Origin of the sequence: Marinobacter subterrani, from assembly GCF_001045555.1 — a bacterium.
GTDB classification, from domain to species: domain Bacteria; phylum Pseudomonadota; class Gammaproteobacteria; order Pseudomonadales; family Oleiphilaceae; genus Marinobacter; species Marinobacter subterrani.
This window is the reverse complement of sequence record NZ_LFBU01000001.1, coordinates 2,012,808-2,031,847: the sequence shown is the minus strand read 5'-3', so window position 1 is coordinate 2,031,847 and position 19,040 is coordinate 2,012,808. Positions and strand designations below refer to the sequence as shown.

Annotated in this window: 16 protein-coding genes; 9 read left to right on the top strand and 7 right to left on the bottom strand. The window is 59.3% G+C overall.

Annotated elements, in window-relative coordinates; translation table 11 throughout:
• Window positions 1-30 precede the first annotated feature (30 nt).
• A complete protein-coding gene (locus tag msub_RS09560; RefSeq protein ID WP_048495800.1) occupies window positions 31-273 on the bottom strand; it encodes a hypothetical protein in 243 nt (80 codons plus the stop codon).
• A 275-nt stretch (window positions 274-548) separates the two neighbouring features.
• Here msub_RS09560 and parC point away from each other — a divergent pair, with 275 nt between their 5' ends.
• Together parC and serB are read left to right on the top strand one after the other, a co-directional pair.
• Entirely contained in the window at window positions 549-2,858 is a 2,310-nt protein-coding gene (parC, locus tag msub_RS09555; protein ID WP_048495799.1) for a DNA topoisomerase IV subunit A, read from the top strand.
• Entirely contained in the window at window positions 2,851-4,083 is a 1,233-nt protein-coding gene (gene serB, locus msub_RS09550; protein ID WP_048495798.1) for a phosphoserine phosphatase SerB, read from the top strand. The genes parC and serB overlap by 8 nt, the downstream gene beginning before the upstream one ends.
• A gap of 10 nt (window positions 4,084-4,093) precedes the next feature.
• Here the strand turns inward: serB and msub_RS09545 are convergent, their stop codons facing one another.
• The 3 genes from msub_RS09545 to epmB form a co-directional block, all read right to left on the bottom strand.
• The gene (locus msub_RS09545) at window positions 4,094-6,178 is read right to left on the bottom strand and encodes an EAL domain-containing response regulator (RefSeq protein ID WP_048495797.1); all 2,085 of its coding nucleotides are present in this window, start codon (window positions 6,176-6,178) and stop codon (window positions 4,094-4,096) included.
• 109 nt (window positions 6,179-6,287) lie between these two features.
• Window positions 6,288-8,093 (bottom strand): hypothetical protein, encoded by a 1,806-nt coding sequence (locus msub_RS09540; RefSeq protein WP_048495796.1) that lies wholly within the window; start codon window positions 8,091-8,093, stop codon window positions 6,288-6,290.
• A gap of 219 nt (window positions 8,094-8,312) precedes the next feature.
• A complete protein-coding gene (gene epmB / locus msub_RS09535; protein ID WP_048495795.1) occupies window positions 8,313-9,353 on the bottom strand; it encodes an EF-P beta-lysylation protein EpmB in 1,041 nt (346 codons plus the stop codon).
• 45 nt (window positions 9,354-9,398) lie between these two features.
• Here epmB and efp point away from each other — a divergent pair, with 45 nt between their 5' ends.
• The gene (gene efp, locus msub_RS09530) at window positions 9,399-9,974 is read left to right on the top strand and encodes an elongation factor P (protein WP_048495794.1); all 576 of its coding nucleotides are present in this window, start codon (window positions 9,399-9,401) and stop codon (window positions 9,972-9,974) included.
• Window positions 9,975-9,980: 6 nt separating this feature from the next.
• On the top strand, window positions 9,981-10,949 hold the full coding sequence (gene epmA / locus msub_RS09525; protein WP_048495793.1) for an EF-P lysine aminoacylase EpmA: 969 nt from the start codon (window positions 9,981-9,983) through the stop codon (window positions 10,947-10,949).
• Between the two features lie 33 nt (window positions 10,950-10,982).
• Here the strand turns inward: epmA and asd are convergent, their stop codons facing one another.
• Complete coding sequence (gene asd, locus msub_RS09520) at window positions 10,983-11,837, bottom strand: archaetidylserine decarboxylase (protein WP_048495792.1); 855 nt, start codon at window positions 11,835-11,837, stop codon at window positions 10,983-10,985.
• A gap of 174 nt (window positions 11,838-12,011) precedes the next feature.
• On the opposite strand from asd, the gene motA reads away from it, so the two are divergent.
• A complete protein-coding gene (motA, locus tag msub_RS09515; protein ID WP_048495791.1) occupies window positions 12,012-12,863 on the top strand; it encodes a flagellar motor stator protein MotA in 852 nt (283 codons plus the stop codon).
• 31 nt (window positions 12,864-12,894) lie between these two features.
• Window positions 12,895-13,854, top strand: coding sequence for a flagellar motor protein MotB (gene motB / locus msub_RS09510; protein WP_048495790.1), 960 nt, complete (start codon window positions 12,895-12,897; stop codon window positions 13,852-13,854).
• 18 nt (window positions 13,855-13,872) lie between these two features.
• On the opposite strand, the gene rsgA is transcribed toward motB, so the two are convergent.
• The gene (rsgA, locus tag msub_RS09505) at window positions 13,873-14,928 is read right to left on the bottom strand and encodes a small ribosomal subunit biogenesis GTPase RsgA (RefSeq protein ID WP_048495789.1); all 1,056 of its coding nucleotides are present in this window, start codon (window positions 14,926-14,928) and stop codon (window positions 13,873-13,875) included.
• Window positions 14,929-15,206: 278 nt separating this feature from the next.
• Here rsgA and orn point away from each other — a divergent pair, with 278 nt between their 5' ends.
• Window positions 15,207-15,749, top strand: coding sequence for an oligoribonuclease (orn, locus tag msub_RS09500; protein WP_048495788.1), 543 nt, complete (start codon window positions 15,207-15,209; stop codon window positions 15,747-15,749).
• Here orn and queG read toward each other — a convergent pair.
• Window positions 15,744-16,823, bottom strand: a complete 1,080-nt coding sequence (queG, locus tag msub_RS09495; RefSeq protein ID WP_048495787.1) for a tRNA epoxyqueuosine(34) reductase QueG — start codon at window positions 16,821-16,823, stop codon at window positions 15,744-15,746. The genes orn and queG overlap by 6 nt on opposite strands.
• A gap of 147 nt (window positions 16,824-16,970) precedes the next feature.
• Here queG and msub_RS09490 point away from each other — a divergent pair, with 147 nt between their 5' ends.
• Entirely contained in the window at window positions 16,971-18,524 is a 1,554-nt protein-coding gene (locus msub_RS09490; RefSeq protein ID WP_048495786.1) for an NAD(P)H-hydrate dehydratase, read from the top strand.
• Complete coding sequence (gene tsaE / locus msub_RS09485; RefSeq protein WP_048495785.1) at window positions 18,521-19,033, top strand: tRNA (adenosine(37)-N6)-threonylcarbamoyltransferase complex ATPase subunit type 1 TsaE; 513 nt, start codon at window positions 18,521-18,523, stop codon at window positions 19,031-19,033. Before msub_RS09490 ends, tsaE begins: the two co-directional genes overlap by 4 nt.
• The last annotated feature ends 7 nt before the right edge of the window (window positions 19,034-19,040 follow it).

The following is a 19,040-nucleotide window of genomic DNA, read 5'->3' as shown; positions in this document are numbered from 1 at the left end:
CAAAGGGGGGTGTGCCGGGAGTTTGGCAGATCAACGGGAGGGGTCGGGTGTTTCCCGTGGCGATTCACAGGATTTGCAGAGGTGACGCTGGCGCCAGAACTGACCCGCAAAAATAACCAGCCAGATCAACAATCCGGCCCAGAGATAGGGCTCGGGAACCTGGAAGCTGCCACTGATTGCAAACTCAACAAGGAGCATCAGTGCTACGGCCAGAACCGCATTGACCAGGGCCGTTGCCATGGCTTGCCCGCAGGCTTTGAGATTGGGCTTCATAGTGTTCCGCTTGTCAGATGAGTAAAACGGTCTTCTATTCACTGTTGGCGAGCATACGGCGCACCTTACAGACTCTCCATGCGGGAATTCCGCTATTGGAATCAGCTGCCTGTACGATAAATCGCCGGTTTTGGCTATTAAATCCGCAGGTTGTTGGTGCAACGGCGCTCTGCTCCATATAATGTGGCCTCACTCTGCCCGATGATCATGTCCGGGGCAGGGGATCGCATCACAGGCGTTATTAAAATCAGGAAATACAGGCAAAAGAGGCATCCATGCCAGAGTTTCAGACAACGGATGAGGGCTTTGAACGGGTAGCGCTCCGGGATTACACGGAAAAGGCCTACCTCGACTATTCCATGTACGTCATTCTAGACCGGGCGCTTCCCAATGTTGGTGACGGCTTGAAACCGGTTCAGCGCCGGATTGTCTATGCGATGTCCGAGCTGGGGCTGAAATCCACCTCGAAGTACAAGAAATCCGCCCGTACGGTGGGCGATGTGCTGGGTAAGTTCCACCCCCACGGTGACAGTGCCTGTTACGAAGCCATGGTGCTGATGGCCCAGCCCTTTTCCTACAGGTATCCGCTGGTGGACGGGCAGGGCAACTGGGGGTCGCCGGATGACCCCAAATCCTTTGCAGCAATGCGTTACACCGAGTCCCGCCTGGCGCCATTTGCTGAAGTGCTGCTGGGTGAACTGGGGCAGGGCACCGCGGACTGGGTGCCGAATTTTGACGGCACCATGGATGAGCCCTCGGTTCTGCCGGCAAGGCTTCCCCACGTACTGCTGAATGGCACCACCGGTATTGCCGTGGGCATGGCCACCGATATTCCGCCTCATAATGTCCGGGAAGTCACCGCCGCCTGTATCCGCTTGCTGGACCAGCCGGAGGCAACCGTCGACGAACTCTGCGAACACATCAAGGGGCCGGATTTCCCCACCCGTGCGGAAATTATTACTCCGCGCAAGGATATCCGGCAGATGTATGAAACCGGTCGTGGCTCACTGCGTATGCGTGCCCGCTGGATTCGGGAAAGCGGTGAGATTGTGGTAACCGACCTTCCGCATCAGGTCTCGGGGGCCAGGGTCCTCGAGCAGATTGCCCATCAGATGCAGGCCAAGAAGCTGCCTATGGTGGCCGACCTGCGCGATGAATCGGATCATGAGAACCCGACCCGTCTGGTGGTTGTTCCGCGCTCCAACCGGGTCGATCTTGATGGCCTGATGGCGCACCTGTTCGCCAGCACCGATCTTGAGAAGACCTACCGGGTCAATATCAATGTGATCGGCAATGACGGCCGGCCCGGAGTCAAGGGCCTGCACCAGATTCTCACCGAGTGGCTGACCTTCCGCCGGAACACCGTGATCCGGCGTCTCCAGCACCGCCTCGACAAGGTTCTGGCGCGCCTGCACCTTCTCGAGGGCTTGCTGATTGCCTACCTCAATATTGACGAGGTCATCGAGATAATCCGCAACGAGGACAAGCCCAAGGCCGAGTTGATGTCCCGTTTCGGGCTTTCGGCCGACCAGGCCGAAGCGATCCTCGAGCTGAAGCTGCGCCACCTGGCGAAGCTGGAAGAGATGAAGATCCGTGGTGAGCAGGATGAACTGTCCGCGGAGCGGGATGAGCTTCAGTCGATCCTCGGCTCTGAAGACCGTCTGCGGGAACTGATCAAGAATGAACTGAAGGCGGACGCCGAGACCTTTGGTGATGATCGCCGCTCGCCGATTGTCGAGCGGGAAGAGGCCCGGGCCTTCAGCGAAGTGGACCTGATCTCCAATGACCCGGTTACGGTCGTACTGTCGGATAAAGGCTGGGTTCGCGCAGCCAAGGGCCATGATATCGAGCCCGAAGGCCTGAGTTACAAGGCCGGGGACCGGTTTGCGCTGGCGGCCAGGGGGCGAACCAACCAGCAGGCAATCTTCCTGGATTCCACAGGGCGCGCCTATTCGTTGATGGCTCACAGTCTGCCCTCTGCCCGGGGCCAGGGAGAGCCCCTGACGGGGCGGATCAACCCGCCTTCCGGCGCGACGTTTTCCGGGCTGTTGATGGGCGAGCCCTCCCGCAAGGCCCTGCTGGTTACCGATGGTGGTTACGGCTTCGTGACCTCACTGAATGACATGATCAGCAAGAATCGCAACGGTAAAGCGGTGGTGAGTGTGCCCAGGGGAGCGAAGATCATGCCGCCGGTGAGCATTCCAACCACCGAAAAGACACTGTATCTGGGGGCTGTTTCCAACGAAGGCCGTATGCTGGTGTTCCCCCTGAGTGAGTTGCCGGAGCTGGCCAAGGGCAAGGGCAACAAGATCATCAGCATACCCTCTGCAAGAGTGCAAAACCGGGAAGAGTATGTGGTTTCCGTGGCGGTCTTCGCGGAAGATGACCAGTTGGAAATACGTGCCGGCAAGCGCAAGATGGGGTTGCAGTTCAGTGATCTGGAGCATTACCTCGGTGAGCGCGGGAGGCGTGGGCACAAACTGCCCCGGGGGTTGCAGCGGGTTGATGCCATTGAGGTGATTCCTTCGGCCGCCCGGGCCCGGGAAGAGCAGGGCTCGGAAAGTGAGGGGTCTGACAGTGAGTGAGCTGGTACTGATTAATGTCTCCGGGCGTGACAAACCCGGGCTCACGTCGGAAATCACCGGCATCATGGGCCGCTATGATGTGCGTATTCTCGATATCGGCCAGGCGGTGATTCACGATCATCTCACCTGGGGCATCCTGGTCGAGATTCCCGATGAATCAAAATCCTCCCCGGTCATCCGGGACCTGCTGTTCCGGCTCCATGCCCTGGATCTTCAGGTGCGGTTCGCGCCGATCACGGTTGAGGAATACCAGTCCTGGGCAGCGGCGCGCAATCGCGCCTGCTACATCGTGACGCTGCTTTCCCGGGACATCAAGGCGGAACAGATCGCCCGGGTATCCGCCATTACCGCCCGCCATGGTCTGAACATCGACAACATCTCCCGGCTTTCTGCGAGGCCATCGCTGAACGCCTCGGAAAACCGGATTGCCTGTGTCGAGTTCTCGGTTCGGGGCACACCGTCAGACCTGGAACAACTGCGCGCAGACTTCCTGCATATTGCCGGCGAAATGAATGTGGATATCGCCTTCCAGGAGGATTCCATTTTCCGGCGCAACCGGCGTCTGGTCGTCTTCGACATGGACTCCACGCTGATCGAGGCCGAGGTGATCGATGAGCTGGCCATGGAAGCCGGAGTCGGAGAACAGGTGGCGGAAATCACCGAAAGAGCCATGCAGGGCGAGCTGGATTTCAGCCAGAGCTTTGCCGAGCGGCTGGCGCTGCTCAAGGGGCTTGATGAGTCTGTGCTGGAAGGCATTGCCAGCCGTCTGCGCATGACCGAAGGGGCGGAACACCTGATTCTGAGCCTCAAGGCGCTGGGTTACCGCACCGCGATTCTGTCGGGCGGGTTCACCTACTTTGCCCGACATCTGCAGCGCAAGCTGGGTATCGATTATATCTATGCCAACGAGCTGGAAGTCGAGCAGGGCAAGGTGACCGGCCGGGTCGCCGGCCAGATTGTTGACGGCAAGCGCAAGGCCGAGCTGTTGCTGGAAATTGCGGAAAAAGAGCACATTTCCCGCGAGCAGGTGATTGCGGTGGGCGATGGTGCCAACGACCTGCCAATGCTGAGCCAGGCCGGGCTGGGGGTTGCCTTCCGGGCCAAGCCACTGGTCAAGGAATCGGCCCGCCATTCGATCTCGACACTGGGCCTGGATGCCATCCTCTACCTGATCGGCTTCCGGGAGAGCGAGGCCAACCTGAGCCTGGAACAGGCGGACAACTGAGCCGGCCGGCTCAGTTGTCGCCGAAGTCGTAGTTCATTTCAGGAACCGGAGCCTGCAGGTAATAGCCCTGGATGTAGTTAACGCCGGCCTGCCAGAGTGTGGCCAGAACGCCGGCGTTCTCAACCAGCGGTATGATAGTCAGTTTGCCGTTTGACTGCAGGCTCTTGACCATTGCCTTCACCTGCTCCTTGGCCTCGTTGTTCTTCTGGATTTCCTCGGTAAAGGAGCCGTCAATCTTCACATAGTCGGTATCGATATGCTTGAGGGTGTTGAACGGATTGAGCGCGCAGCCAAACTGGGCTATGGATACCTTGCAGTGCAGTTCATGAACGGCCTTGGAGAAGTCTCTTGCCTGCTTCATGTAGTTGTTGGCATCACCTTCACGAACCTGGAAGACGAGAGAGTCTCCGGGCAGCCGTGCGGCCTTCAGGGCGACACTGAGCCAGGGGGTAAAGGTCTTGTCCTGCAGGGTTTCGGCGGTAATGTTCAGGAACAGCCGAGTATCATGGCCCCGTGAACGATGGCTGGACAGCTGTTTGATGGTCTGGAGAATCACCCAGCGGTCAATCTTTATGGCGGTGTCACTCGGGCCCATGGGCGGCAGGAAATCATAGGGCGAGACTTCCTTTTCGTCCTTGTCGAGCATCCGCACGAACGCTTCGTAGTGTTCCTCGCCCTCTCCGCGCAGGTTGATGATGGGCTGGAACAGAAGCCGGAAGCGGTTGTCTTCCAGGGCTTTCTGAATAGCCTCCACCGAATTGCTCTCATCCAGTGTTTCAAAGTCCGCCGGATTATAGACGACGACACCGTTGCCCTGGGCATGGCCCTCGAGTTTGCGGACTTCCGAGGACGCCATGTGGGCCCGTGCCATCAGCTCTTCGGCCTTGGGTGAATTCTCGGTTATGGCGGCGACGCCGATGCTCACGGTGAGCTGTAGAGTGCGGCCATTGATATCAAACAGATGGTCCTCAACCGCTTTGCGAATGCGCTCGGCGTGATCCGCCATGACCTTTTCGTCGCAGGGCTGGCACAGCAGGCTGAAGGCATCGTCACTCAGCCGGGCAAGCGCCAGGTCGTCGCCCGCCTGCTCCTTGAGCAGATTGGCGAGATCACCGAGCAGCAGATCGGCACCGGATATGCCAACCTGGCTCTTCATGCTCATGAAGTTATCCAGGGCGATGTAGGCAAGCGCGCCGCTTTCGTTGTTCTTGCCGGCATGGGAGATGGCTTCAGCCAGCGAATCCATCAGGTACTGGCGATTATAAAGACCGGTCAGAAGATCCTGGCTGCTGATCTGGCGCAGCTTTTCTTCAAGCTCGGCATCGCTGTGCTCGGGCTGCAGCACGATCTGGGTGCAGGCCTCGCCATCGTAGGTGGCAGCCGATACCGACATGGTGACATTCAGTTCGAGATCATCACTGCGCCGCGCGGTGCAGTTCATGGTCATGCCGTCCTCACCCTTTTCAGCGAAGGACTTCATGAACTCCTTGTACTTGTCCTGGCTCTCTGGGGTCAGCGTGTCCAGCACCGGGATGCAGATGAGATCATCAATGTCCTCGTAGCCAAGGAACTCCATGTACGACTGGTTGGCGTAAATGTGCATGCCATCATTGATGTAGGCGATGGCATCCTTGGAGCTCTCAAGCAGCAACTGGCAGCGCTGTTCGGCCTCCCGCAGGTGGGATTCCAGCACCCGGCGGCGCCGGCGCTCATCAAGGGCGGCCAGTTCCCGGTTGACCACCAGCACCAGAAGGTCGGTGTACTCAAACGGCACGGTGTCCTGTGCGCCCGCCTTCATCATGGCGACCCTGCGTTCGCGACTTTCCTGCCCGGTCAGCAGGATGAAGGGGATGTCCTTGTCCAGCCGGCGGATCATGGCGAGCGCATCGTCGGCGGCGAATTCCTCCTCCAGATCTCGGGCCAGCAGCAGATCCCAGTTGCCGGATTTCAGGGTCTCTTCCAGATCTTCCTCGGAGGTAATGCGGTGGGCCCGGGTAGCCTTGCCTGAGTTCCGCAGCAGGCTGACCAGCGATTCGGCATCGTTTTGGGATGGGTCAAGAATCAGCAGGTGTACAGTGGCGTTCTTTTTCTGCATTCGTAAGGCGTCTCGTGATACACGGTTCATTCACTAACGCTGAATGATGCAGGGGTTGCGACCCAATAACAACCCTCCCGAAGGGGCAGGTGTCTCAGCCTGACAACATTTACAGCGACGGCCAAAGGGAGTCGAATTCGTCCTCGCTGGCGCCGGAAGAGGGTGCCGGTGTTGCGGTGTTCAGTGCCGCGGTGTTCTGGAGTTTCAGTTCGAACTGGCTGACGCTGCCAGTGGATGAAACCTTGCGAGACAGTTGTCCCTGATCTTCCCGGCCGTCATGCAGCAGCGAAATCCGGCTGCCCGACTGGAACGGCAGCCTGGGGGTGATCAGCGTGGCCGACTGGTTCACCACGCTGATTTCCGGTAGCAGCAAACCGCGGAGATATTCACTGCTATTGCCTATTTTCTGGATCAGGCGGACGCCACAGGGCGCGGCACTGGGGGCCAGCAACTCGATGCCCACCTGGGTACCCTGGTGCTTGATCTGGCGGATCCAGCGCACCACCGCAACGCTCCAGGGGTGGGTGCGTTGTTCCCGCACGCCCAGCACCTCGCCGGCCTGAAGGGAGGTAGGGACGTTGCTCTCCCAGGCCACGCAGTAGCCGCCAGGGCTGGTATTGATCAGCAAGGACTGATGGGCTTGGGGGCGGTTGTTGTCGGCCGAAGGCGCTTGTGAGTTGCCATAGCTGCCCCGGAAATTGATCGGTGCATCGGCTGCGTGCAGTCGGTCATCGCTGGGGCCGGCATCGTGTGCGCCTGACCAGGCATCCTGTTTCTGGCGCGCGGCACGAACGAACAGGTTTTCTTCGTCCTGATGACCGTTGTCGTTGCCATTGACGAATTCGGTGAAGGTTTTCTCGCCGGCAATGAAGTAGTGTGCGGCGGTCAGGCCAACGCAGACTTCCAGCGAGCCCTGGCTGGCAATGCGATTGAAGTTCCGCTTCGCGAGTATGCCCAGGGCCTGGTTGAGATGGGTCAGCAGCGTATCGCTGACCTTCGCAGGGACCGACAGGTGGTGGTTGCTTTCAGCGTTTTCACGGCGGGCGTGGAGAGCCTCTGACAGCCTGGCGGCCAGGTCGCGGGTATCAAAGCCAAAGCTCTCGTCGCCGGGCTTTTGATCAAGCAGGCTGCGGTAGCATGGCGGGTTGTCGCGCTCCATATTGACCACGAACAGGCTGTCGTCCCCGATATCCGGGCCACATACGGTGTGATCGGTCCAGGATTCCAGCAGCTCGTAGACCTGCAAGAGCTCGGACTGGCGCAACTGGTTGGGCCGTGCACAACCAAGCAGAAGAATGCGCTTGTAGCTGTCGGCCACGGAGCTGGTACGGCGATGTTGCAGGCTGTCGTCCTCTACCTGCACCGTCGACAGCTTGTTGCGGTAGGCGAAACGGAACAGGCGATGGCATTCCAGCCAGCTCTGGGCTGGGCTGGGGCAATACAGCTGGTGTGATCTGAGAATGGTTGCTGCCAGCTCGGAGATGGCTCGGTGGATTGCATTGGCGATCTGCCGCTGGTTCTTGTCCGGGCCACCATTGTCGATAAACTCGAGAACGCACAGTTTGTATCCGCCTGCCAGATGCAGTTGCAATGCCTGGGACAGGTTGGCGATCTTGCGCTGTTTTTCCGGAAGCGCCACGGCTCGGCCCAGGTAATGTCGGGCAAGCTCATTGCAGACAAAGTGGATCTTTTCCCGGATCAGCTCCAGAAACTGCATGCGCTGCTGGGGTGCGACGAACAGGTGGTTCAGTTCAATAACGGCATGGTAGAGCTGGCGGGAAACTTCGCCGATATTGGCCATCGGTAACTGGTCAATCCAGGCCCGGAGGGCTTTGGGCGTTGTGTCACAGAACGACAGGCTGGCCGTTTTCTGTTCGGGAACGCGGAGCTCTGGTTTCAGGGTCATACCTTCCATGAATTCATGCCAATATCGGGATCACAGTGGGTATTCCGGGTCTGGCCCTGCCCGGTGGCAGTGCTTTTGCCGCTGGTCGGTCAGGAAAACGCCGTAAATACAGTTTTTTATCGTTAGACGTTACTGGACTTTAAAGTAGCAAGCCAGTTCCAAAAAGCGAGAAGATCACGAGTTGACAATCTTTGACAAGTGATTTTAAGGCCATTTCCGTGATCTGCTTCACGGAAACAGGTTGATCGGGGTCTTGCCATCCTTTCCCGGCTCCTCCCTTACCAGCTTCGGAACCAGAAACCCGGGCAGCCTTGCCAGCAGTTCCCGCACCAGGCCTCTCGCCTCCTGATCGGGTACATCGTAATGGTGTGCGCCGGCCACGGGATCGAAGGCATGCAGGTAATAGGGCAGTACGCCGACATCAAACAGGGCCTCGCTCAGGCTTTCGAGTACTGATGCGTCATCATTCACGCCGCGCAGGATAACGCTCTGGTTCAGCAGGGTTGCGCCTGCTGCCCGGAGATAACCCAGTGCCCGGCGGGTCGGAGTGTCGATTTCCGCCGGATGATTAATGTGCAGAACAATCACCACCTGCAGGGGTGTCGTGGACAGCCACTTCAGCAGCTCATCGCAGACCCTCTGGGGAATTACAACGGGCAGGCGGGTATGCAGGCGCAGCCGGCGGATGTGGGGTATGCCGCTGATCGCGGAGGCCCACTGTGACAGCAATCGGTCGTTCACAGCCAGCGGATCGCCACCGCTGAAAATCACCTCGTTGACCTCCGGGCTGGCGGCCAGGGTGTCGATAACGGCTTTGCGGTCTGCGGGGCTCAGGCGCTGCTCCTCATACGGGAAGTGCCTTCGGAAGCAGTAGCGGCAGTTTATGGCACACTGGCCGGTCACCATGAGCAGGGCCCGGCTCCGGTACTTGCGGATCAGTCCGGTGGTGGGTATGGCGCCCGCCTCCTGCAGCGGGTCGCTGACATAACCCGGTGCCTGGACGGCTTCGTCCGCCAGCGGCAATACCTGCCTTAGCAGGGGGTCGGCGGGATTGCCCAGTGCCATCCTGGCCAGGAAAGGCTCCGGCACCCGGATGGGGAACAGCCGGTGGCCCTGCCTTGCGCCTGAAAGCCAGGGGTCTTCGGGCAGGTCGAGCCGGCGCAGCAGTTCTTCCGGCGAGGTCACCGAGTCTGACAACAGTTGTTGCCAGCTACGATGCTCGTGGTCGGAAACGTGGGCTTCTATACGGGCAGGGGTTCGCTGTATCATAGCGCCCTTCGAATTTTAAACAGCATTTTGTCAGGTGGACATTTCATGGCTTCATATTCTACCAACGAATTTCGCGGCGGTCTTAAGGTTTTGCTGGATGGCGACCCCTGCATCATTCTTGATAACGAGTTTGTAAAACCCGGAAAAGGGCAGGCCTTCAACCGGGTAAAGCTGCGCAACCTCATGACCAACCGGGTCTGGGAGCGTACCTTCAAGTCCGGCGAGAGCCTGGAGGCTGCGGATGTTATCGACCAGGACATGGAATACCTCTACACCGACGGTGAATTCTGGCACTTCATGCTGACCGATGGCTCCTTCGAGCAGTATCCGGCCGATGCCAAGGCCGTGGGTGATGCCCTGAAGTGGCTGAAGGAGCAGGATATCTATACGGTTACCCTGTACAACGGCGCCCCCCTGTCTGTTACACCCCCCAACTTTGTCGAGCTCGAAGTGGTGGACACCGACCCGGGCATGAAAGGCGACACCGCGCAGGGCGGCTCCAAGCCGGCAACGCTGTCAACCGGTGCCGTGGTCAACGTACCGCTGTTTATCACCATCGGAGAAGTGCTCAAGGTGGATACCCGCTCCGGAGAGTATGTCAGCCGGGTCAAGAGCAGCTAAGCCGGTATGACCACGCCACCTGTCTGGCAGCCCTCTGCCTCGCAGGCTGTCCTGAAAAGCCGTGCACAACAACTGGCGTTTGTGCGCGGCTTTTTTGCGCAGAGGGGAGTGCTGGAAGTCGAAACGCCAACTCTTGGCCGGTATGGCGTCACCGACCCCAATCTTGATGGCATTCAGGCGCTCGTGGCTGCCGGCTCCCGCACCGGTGGCTGGCTGCAGACCTCTCCCGAGTACCACATGAAGCGTCTGCTGGCGGCGGGCTTCGGGTCGGTTTATCAGGTGTCCAGAGTTTTCCGCAATGGGGAGCTCGGGCGTCGGCACAATCCCGAATTCTCCATGCTGGAGTGGTATCGGACCGGATTTGATGACGTGGCCCTGATGGCCGAGGTTTCAGACCTGGTGTGTGACTGGCTTGGTTGCGAGCAGCCCGGGGTTGTGCAGTATCGCGACGCTGTGAAGCGTTGGGCGGGCATTGATCCGCTGGAGGCCACGGATCATGAGTTGCAGCGCCGGTGTGAACAGTGGCTGGAGCCGGAACAACTGGCGGGTCTGGGGCGTGATGGCTGCCTGGATTTGCTGATGAGTCTTGCGGTTGAACCGAATCTCGGGAAGCAGCGGCCGGAATTCGTTACCGGCTATCCGGCGTCCCAGGCGTCGCTGGCCCGTGTGTCTACCCGGGAAGGCCACGAGGTTGCCCACCGTTTCGAGCTTTATATTGATGGTCTTGAGCTCTGCAACGGTTACTGGGAACTGACGGATCCGCAGGAGCAGCGCCGCCGTTTTGCGCAGGATAACCGGCAGCGCCGGCATTCCGGAAAGCCGGAAATGGCGATGGATGAGGCGTTTCTTGCTGCGATCGAGGCAGGGTTGCCGGAGTGTTCCGGCGTGGCGCTCGGGCTGGACAGACTGTTGATGATCAAGCTCGGGCTTGAGGATATCCGCGAGGTGCTGGCTTTCCCGTTTGAGCAGGCCTGACCGTCACCGGGCGGGCCCGGTGCCTGGTCGGTATCAGCCAAGCGTACCAAAGGCCTCGCCCAGACGAACGGTCTTGCCGGCCACCTGGTCGCTGTTCCAGGTTACGGTTCCCTTGGGCATCACCAGAACCACCGTGGAACCGAGCCGGAACCGCCCCATTTCTTCACCTTTGGCAAATTCAAGCGCCTGCTCGCCCTGATAGCGGGTCGAGGTAACCTCTTTGCTGCCCGGCGCAACAACGCCTGCCCAACGGGTTTCCACGCTGCCGACAATCATGGCGCCCACGAGTACCATGGCCATGGGGCCTGCGTCGGTGTCGAAAATGCAGGCAACACGCTCATTGCGGGCAAACAGATTGGGGACGTTTTCGGCCGTCACCGGATTAACCGAGAACAGCTTGCCCGGAATGTGAATCATCTGCCGCAGGGTGCCGGCCACAGGCATGTGGATCCGGTGGTAATCCTTGGGCGAAAGATAAATGGTTGCGAATTTGCCGCCGGAAAAGGATTCAGTGGTGAGTTCGTCACCGCCGAGCAGTTCGCTCAGGCTGAACGACTGGCCCTTGGCCTGGAACACCCGGTCGCCTGTTACCTGGCCGAGCTGGCTGATGGCGCCATCGACCGGGCTTACCAGTGTTTTCTCGCCTTCGGCGAGAGGGCGCAGGCCGGGTTTCAGGGCCCGGGTAAAAAACGCATTGAAGCTCGGGTAGGCCTCTGGGTCTGATTCAGCAGCTTCGCTCATGTCTACGCCATAGCGGCCGATAAACCATTTGATAACCCGGTTCTTGAGCGCAGGGGAGCGGTCATTGTCGGCCAGGCGGCCGGCAAGGCGGGAAACGGCCAGTTGTGGGGTGACGTACTGGCTCAGAACAAACAGCTTGTCGAACATTAAAAGTGATCCTATGCGCTCAAAGCCGCGAAGTTTACCAAAGACTGCCTCGTGTATAGAAATTGTTTCATGGCTTCGCGGTTCCGGTTAGGGCTTGCTATTATCTGATCTTTCTGTGCGTGAAGGCTTCCGGCTCAGGCCGATAACCAAGAATATAAGGCGTGTCCAGCGACCATGTTACTGATCATCGGTGCGATTATAGTTATTGCCAGTGTCTTTACTGGCTATATTCTCCATGGCGGCAATCTGATGGTGCTATGGCAGCCAACGGAAGTGCTGATCATTTTCGGCGCGGCTTTGGGGTCATTTATCATTGCCAACCCCCTGCACACCCTGAAGGAAACCTTCAGTCGGGGGCTTCAGCTACTGACCGGCTCGCCCTACAACAAGTCTTACTACATGGACCTTCTCAGCCTGCTTTACGAGATTTTTGACAAATCCCGTAAACAGGGGGTGATGGCCATCGAGGAAGACATCGACAATCCCGAGTCCAGCCAGATTTTCACCCGCTACCCCGCGATCATGAAATCCAAGGAGTTGCTGGCATTCATTACCGATTATCTGCGGATTATCAGCTCCGGTAACATGGCAACCCACGAGCTGGAAGGCATGATGGAAAACGAGATTGACAGCCGCCAGCATGAAATCGAAGAGCCTGCGCACGCGGTCAACAAGATTGCCGATGCGCTGCCCGGCCTGGGGATTGTGGCCGCGGTACTGGGTATTGTCATCACCATGAATTTCATGAGTGAGGGGCCGGAAAAAATTGGCCTGAGCGTTGCGGCAGCGCTGGTGGGCACCTTTCTAGGTATCTTCATGGGCTATGGTTTTGTCGGGCCCACGTCTATCGCCATGGAGCATGCCGCGAAGTACGAACTGAAAGCCTACGAATGCGTCAAGTCATCGATTGTTGCGACGGTATCCGGCCAGGCGCCGCAGATGGCCATCGAATTCGGGCGCAAGGCGCTGCCGACTGATAAGCGGCCCGGTTTCCAGGAGCTGAACGATCACGTTCGCTCCAAGTAATCCCGCCAGTCACTGACCCCGGAGTCGAGTCTTGGAAGAACAGCCGATTATCATCAAGCGCAAGAAGAAGGTTGTCGGGGGGCATCACGGCGGCTCCTGGAAAGTTGCGTTTGCTGATTTTGCCACTGCCATGATGGCCTTCTTCCTGGTGCTCTGGCTGACGGCCACCGCCTCTCCCGAACAGAAGCGGGCGGTGGAAGGTTATTTTCGGGATCCGGTAGGGTTTACCGAAGGCGGGTCACCGAATCCGGTGGATCTTGAGGGCAGCGCGTCTGTTGTCCAGGAGGCGAGCCCCGATATTGAGTCCAGCCAGATCCAGATTGAAGACCAGGTCGTGGACGAACTCTCGGAAACCCTGGAAAAGCGCCGCATGGAGGAGTTGTTCCAGGAACTGAAGGAGCGTATCGAGCAGAACGAAACCCTGCAGGAGTTCAAGGACCAGTTGCTGATTGATATTACCGACGAAGGCCTGCGCATCCAGATCGTCGACCGGTCAGGCCGGCCCATGTTCGATAGTGGCCGTGCCGAGCTTAAATACTACTCTCAGGATATTCTGTTCGAACTGGCCAAAACGCTGGGTTCGGTGGATAACAAGCTCAGTATCACCGGGCATACCGACGCAACGCCGTTCAGTGGTCGTCCGGGTTATACCAACTGGGAGCTTTCCGCCGACCGTGCCAATACCGCCCGGAGGGCCCTGGTGGCCGGCGGTGTGCGCCCGGGGCAGATCGCCCGTGTGGTGGGCCTGAGTGACTCGGTGCTGTTCAACAAGGAAGACCCGACAGCGCCGGTCAACCGTCGAATCTCGATTATTGTCCTGAACAAGAAAACGGCAGACAGCATCCAGAGCAGTGCCGGCCGGTCCGATGAGCCTCTGATCGACCTGACCAAACCGACGGAAGAAGAGCAGAAGGCTGCCCGCAAGCGTCTGGAAAACGGTGAGTGGCGGCAGGAAAAGCCACAGCCGGCCCCGGGTGAGCTGAACTGGTAAGCCTGTTCCGGTGCTGGGTCAGTCCAGTTTCAGCCCGCGTGACTGCTGCTCGGACATATCCTGAAGTATCCGGTGGAAGCTTTTTAACCGCTGCGGGCTGATCTTTCCCGCGTCAGCGGCTTTGTCGATCGCGCAGCCCGGATCCCCCATGTGGCGGCAGTTGCGGAACTTGCAGGTGCCGATCACCTCCCGGATTTCCCGGAACCCGTATTCAATCTCCTGCGGTGTCATGTGCCAGAGCCCGAACTCCCGGATGCCCGGTGAGTCAATCAGCTCGCCGCCCAGGGGCAGGTGAAACAGTTTTGCGGTGGTTGTGGTGTGAATGCCCTTGCCGGTGCTTTCTGATACCGCCCCGACGCGAATGGCCTCATCGGGCATCAGGGTCTGGATAATCGATGACTTGCCCACTCCCGATTGCCCCACGAACACACTGGTCTGGTCCTTCACCAGTGCCTCAACCTCCGGCGAGGGCTTGTCGCCGGATTCCGCCGCCGACGTTCGCACCACCTCGTAACCCAAAGCCTGGTAGCGTCCAAGAAGCGCATCAATGCTCTCCCGGTTCGGGTCGGTAATCAGATCCGTCTTGTTCAGCAGGATCACCGCTGGAATGTCGGTGATTTCCGAGGCCACCAGATATCGGTCAATCAGGTTGTCGTGGGGTTCCGGCTCGGGCGCAATCACCAGGATAATATGGTCGATATTGGCCGCCACGGGCTTCAGAGCGCCGAAATTATCCGGCCGCTGCAGCAGGTTGCGACGCTCACTCCGGGCGACAATCACACCGGTTTCGTTTTTCCCCGGGCGCCAGACGACCGTGTCGCCGGTGACCAGACTGTCGATATTGGCGCGGACAAAACACCGCACAACCTGCCCGGCCAGTTCACCTTCCAGCGCCTCCACATCCAGCTGCTGCCCGTAGTGCGCAATGACCAGGCCTTCCTGCTCCGGCCCAAGCTCTCCGGCATCCGCCTGCTCCTGAACCTTCTTTTCCTTGCGCGCCGCCCGGGTCGCCCGCTCTTCCTGGACTTTCTTGATGCGGAATTGCTGCTGTTTGTTCAGTCGCCGTTTTGCCATGACTATAGCTGATGCCAGATTTGGTGTGCATGAGGTGTTACATCATACGTTAATCGTCCACAATACACAGAGAATTCAGGCCGGTGAAACCCTTGTGTTTTCACCGGAAAAGGTTTTTGAAGTAACTCTGATTTCGCAAGCGGGGGCGGGAACGTGGTTCCGGGAATGTCTGAGGCCAGGGATGGCCGAAGCCAAGCGCACAGGGATGTGCTCGTAGCGTTTCCCGGAACCACGTTCCCGCTCCCGCACACCCCAAATCTAGAAGGCTGGGACAACAAATGACAGAAGGCAATCGCCTCGTTTGGATCGATCTGGAAATGACAGGCCTGGATCCGGAAAAAGAACGGATCATCGAAATGGCAACGATCATCACCGATTCTGAGCTCAATATAGTTGCCGAGGGACCGGTTATCGCCGTCCATCAGCCACAATCCCTTTTGGATTCCATGGATGAATGGTGCACCAGAACCCATGGCCAAAGTGGCCTCACCAAGCGCGTTCAGGAAAGCAATATCTCCGAGTCCGAAGCCGAGCAGCAAACCATCGAATTCCTGAAAAAGCATGTGGAGAAGGGGCAGTCGCCGCTATGTGGCAACAGCATCGGTCAGGACCGCCGGTTCCTGGTCAAGTACATGCCCGAACTGGAAGCCTTCTTCCACTACCGTAATCTGGATGTATCCACGGTAAAAGAGCTCGCCCGCCGCTGGCGCCCGGATGTCCTGGCCGGCGTTAAAAAGAAAGGCAGTCATCTGGCACTGGACGACATCCGGGACTCCATCAGCGAGCTGCGCCACTACCGGGAAGAGTTCTTCAAACTATAGGCCGTGCCGCGTCAGGGCCCACTGAACATGCTCGCGGACCATCTCTGAAGGGTGGTCCGTGCGCTTTTTCAGGGCTTCAATCACCGGAATGGTCGAGGGCGCGTTCCCGAGGCCAACAGCCAGGTTGCGAAGCCAGCCTTCGTAGCCGGTCCGGCGAATGGCAGAGCCCTCGGTGCGCTTGAGAAATTGCTCCTCGGTCCAGAGAAACAGCTCGGCCAAAGAGCTGTTATCCAGCCCGTGCCTGGGCTGGAAGTCCTTTTCCTCCGCCGGCTTGCTGAACTTCTGCCAGGGACACACCAGTTGGCAGTCATCACAGCCGAACACCCGGTTGCCCATCAGCGGCCGTAATTCTTCCGGGATGCTGCCCTTGAGTTCAATGGTCAGGTAGCTGATGCAGCGCCTGGCGTCGAGCTTGTGGGGGCCGACAAAGGCGTCGGTCGGGCACATCTCCAGGCAGGCCGAGCAACTGCCGCAATGGTCGGTTGCAAAGGGCTCGTCAACCGGCAAGGGGGCGCTGGTGAATATTTCCCCGAGAAAAAAGAAAGAGCCTGCTTTCGGGTGGATCAGCATATTGTTCTTGCCGATCCAGCCAAGGCCGGCCCGCTGTGCCAGGGCGCGCTCAAGTACCGGTGCGCTGTCTACAAAAGCCCGGTGGCTGTAGCCACTGACTGCTTCATCGATTTTGGCGGCCAGTTGGGCGAGACGTTTGCGGATCAGCTTGTGGTAATCCCGCCCCAGGGCATACCGGGTAACATAGGCACCCTCCCGGTCAGTGAGCGCTTCTTTCGGGCTGTCCGGTGAGGGCAGGTAGTCCATTCTCACGGAAATGACCCGCGCTGTGCCCGGCACCAGGGACGCGGGGGTGTAGCGTTTGTCGCCATGGTGGTCCATGTACTCCATCTCGCCCTGGTAACCTGCCGCCAGCCAGTCCTGCAAATGCCGGGCGTGTTCGCCGGTGTCTGGCATTGTAATTCCCACATCGGCGAAGCCGTAGTCGCTGGCCCACTGGCGGATGAGCGCAGGCAGGTCAGCCAGTTCCGTGGTTGCTTTGTCGCAGGTTGATGTTGCGTTCATAGGCACTGCCGGTGGTGAAAGTCGTCCGTCATCAGGGGTACGGATATTTAATTTGATTAAGTTATGACCTTTTCTTCTGTTTTGCTATGCTTTACAGGTATCTGGCCAATTTTCTTAAACCGGTTTCTGTAACGGGAGCAAAGGTTCATGCCGCCGTACGCTGGGCACAGTTTACCAGACCCGCTGTTTTCCGCCGATGCGGTCAGGCAGATTGATCGCTATGTGATTGATCAGCAGGGTGTTGATGGCTTCGAGCTGATGCAGTCTGCGGCCCAGGCGGCATTTCGCAGGCTGGTACGACACTGGCGGGATTATGCGCCGGTTCTGGTTCTCTGTGGTGCCGGCAATAACGGGGGCGACGGCTATCTGGTGGCCGCCAATGCCCGCCGGCATGGACTGGTCGTCCAGTGTCTTGCCGTTGCACCCACGGAAAAACTCAGCGGTGATGCCCGCAAGGCGTGGCAGAGCGCGCTTGCAGATGGCGTCGAGGTGACTGAGCTGGCGGGTCTGCCGGAGCCCGAGCTTGACGAGCTTTTCGGTAATGCCGGCCTGATCGTGGATGCCATGCTGGGCACGGGCGTATCGGGCGCGCCCCGTGAACCCTTTGCGGCACTGATCGGCCGGTGCAACCGGTCCTCGGCACCGGTGCTGGCGGTAGACTTGCCCTCCGGGCTGAACGCGACCACGGGCGCCGCCGAGGGCGATGTGGTCAGGGCGGCAATGACCGTAACCTTTATTGGCCTCAAGGCGGGGCTGTTTACTGGCCAGGGGGCGGCCGCGTCCGGCGAGGTGGTTTTTGAATCCCTGGATGCGACAGACGGCGTGGCCGGCAGTGGGCAGCAACCGATTGCCTGGCGTCGTGACTGGGCGTCGGTGAAATCCTGGTTGCCGGAAAGGCCGGCCAACGCCCATAAGGGGCGGTTCGGGCATGTTCTGGTAGTGGCAGGAGACCGGGGTTTCGGAGGCGCTGGCTTGCTGGCGGCAGAGGCCGCGGCGCGTTCCGGCGCCGGGCTGGTTTCGCTGGCAACCCGCCCCGAACATGTCACAGCCGCGCTGTCGAGATGCCCCTCGGTCATGGTGCATGGCCTGATTCATGGCTCGGAGTTGCCGCCATTGCTGGATGCGGCATCAGTCATTGTCTGTGGCCCGGGGATCGGCCAGAGCGCCTGGGGGCAGCAGATGCTGGACCAGGTCCTCGCCACTGGCAAACCCCGGGTTCTGGACGCCGACGCGCTGAATCTGTTGTCTCATCGGGTTGCGGTGCCTGCAGAGAATCAGATCCTGACGCCTCATCCGGGCGAAGCGGCTCGGCTGCTTAACTGCCCGGTGCCGGAGGTGGAGGCGGATCGGGTAGCCGCTGTCCGCAGATTGCAGGCCCTTTATGGTGGCACCATATTGCTGAAGGGGGCGGGAACCGTGATTGCCTCGGAAGGCCCGGTGGTCGATATCGTCAGCGGCAGCAATCCGGGAATGGCCACCGGCGGGATGGGAGATGTGCTTTCCGGTATTATTGGCGCCGTTTATGCCCAGCTCGGGGAGCCGGACAAAGCGGCGGTCCTCGGTGCTTCGGTTCATCTGGCCGCCGCCGACAGGGCCTCGGAAGCCATGGGGTTCATCGGGCTGATACCGAACGATGTGATTGATGCGCTGCCCGCTGTTTTTCGCGAGTCCGAAAGCGGTGGGGCACGGGAGAAGCCATGAGCGCAAGTGGAAGTGAGTGCCGCCTGTACCTGGAAAACGAGGCCGAAACCGAACAGTTTGGCCGGGCACTGGCTCGGCGTGTTGCTGAAATTGCCCAGGGCATGGTGATCTACCTGGAAGGCGAACTCGGCATGGGCAAAACCACCGTCAGCCGGGGAGTGATGCGTGGGCTGGGCCACATTGGTGCGGTAAAGAGTCCCACATACACGCTGGTTGAGCCCTATGAGGATCTGGAGTTGCCGGCTTATCATTTTGATCTTTACCGGCTCGGTGATGCAGAAGAGCTGGAATACATGGGGATCCGGGATTACTTCGCCGGAGACAGTCTGTGCCTGATCGAGTGGCCCGAGCGGGGTAAGGGGATACTGCCTGATCCGGATCTGGAAATTCATCTGGAGCGACAGGGTGAGGGGCGCTCCGTGGTGATCAGAGCCCGTTCCGAGCGCGGGGGCCTGGTAATCACCGGGCTGGATACATTGGGCCGGGCTATCACCGGCCCGGGAACCTGATGGAAAC

What these genes read in the sequence shown, in the direction of transcription:
- msub_RS09560 (WP_048495800.1), bottom strand. Translation starts at nt 273, where the DNA reads ATGAAGCCCAATCTCAAAGCCTGCGGGCAAGCCATGGCAACGGCCCTG.
- parC (WP_048495799.1), top strand. Translation starts at nt 549, where the DNA reads ATGCCAGAGTTTCAGACAACGGATGAGGGCTTTGAACGGGTAGCGCTC.
- msub_RS09545 (WP_048495797.1), bottom strand. Translation starts at nt 6,178, where the DNA reads ATGCAGAAAAAGAACGCCACTGTACACCTGCTGATTCTTGACCCATCC.
- msub_RS09540 (WP_048495796.1), bottom strand. Translation starts at nt 8,093, where the DNA reads ATGGAAGGTATGACCCTGAAACCAGAGCTCCGCGTTCCCGAACAGAAA.
- epmB (WP_048495795.1), bottom strand. Translation starts at nt 9,353, where the DNA reads ATGATACAGCGAACCCCTGCCCGTATAGAAGCCCACGTTTCCGACCAC.
- efp (WP_048495794.1), top strand. Translation starts at nt 9,399, where the DNA reads ATGGCTTCATATTCTACCAACGAATTTCGCGGCGGTCTTAAGGTTTTG.
- epmA (WP_048495793.1), top strand. Translation starts at nt 9,981, where the DNA reads ATGACCACGCCACCTGTCTGGCAGCCCTCTGCCTCGCAGGCTGTCCTG.
- asd (WP_048495792.1), bottom strand. Translation starts at nt 11,837, where the DNA reads ATGTTCGACAAGCTGTTTGTTCTGAGCCAGTACGTCACCCCACAACTG.
- motA (WP_048495791.1), top strand. Translation starts at nt 12,012, where the DNA reads ATGTTACTGATCATCGGTGCGATTATAGTTATTGCCAGTGTCTTTACT.
- rsgA (WP_048495789.1), bottom strand. Translation starts at nt 14,928, where the DNA reads ATGGCAAAACGGCGACTGAACAAACAGCAGCAATTCCGCATCAAGAAA.
- orn (WP_048495788.1), top strand. Translation starts at nt 15,207, where the DNA reads ATGACAGAAGGCAATCGCCTCGTTTGGATCGATCTGGAAATGACAGGC.
- queG (WP_048495787.1), bottom strand. Translation starts at nt 16,823, where the DNA reads ATGAACGCAACATCAACCTGCGACAAAGCAACCACGGAACTGGCTGAC.
- msub_RS09490 (WP_048495786.1), top strand. Translation starts at nt 16,971, where the DNA reads ATGCCGCCGTACGCTGGGCACAGTTTACCAGACCCGCTGTTTTCCGCC.
- tsaE (WP_048495785.1), top strand. Translation starts at nt 18,521, where the DNA reads ATGAGCGCAAGTGGAAGTGAGTGCCGCCTGTACCTGGAAAACGAGGCC.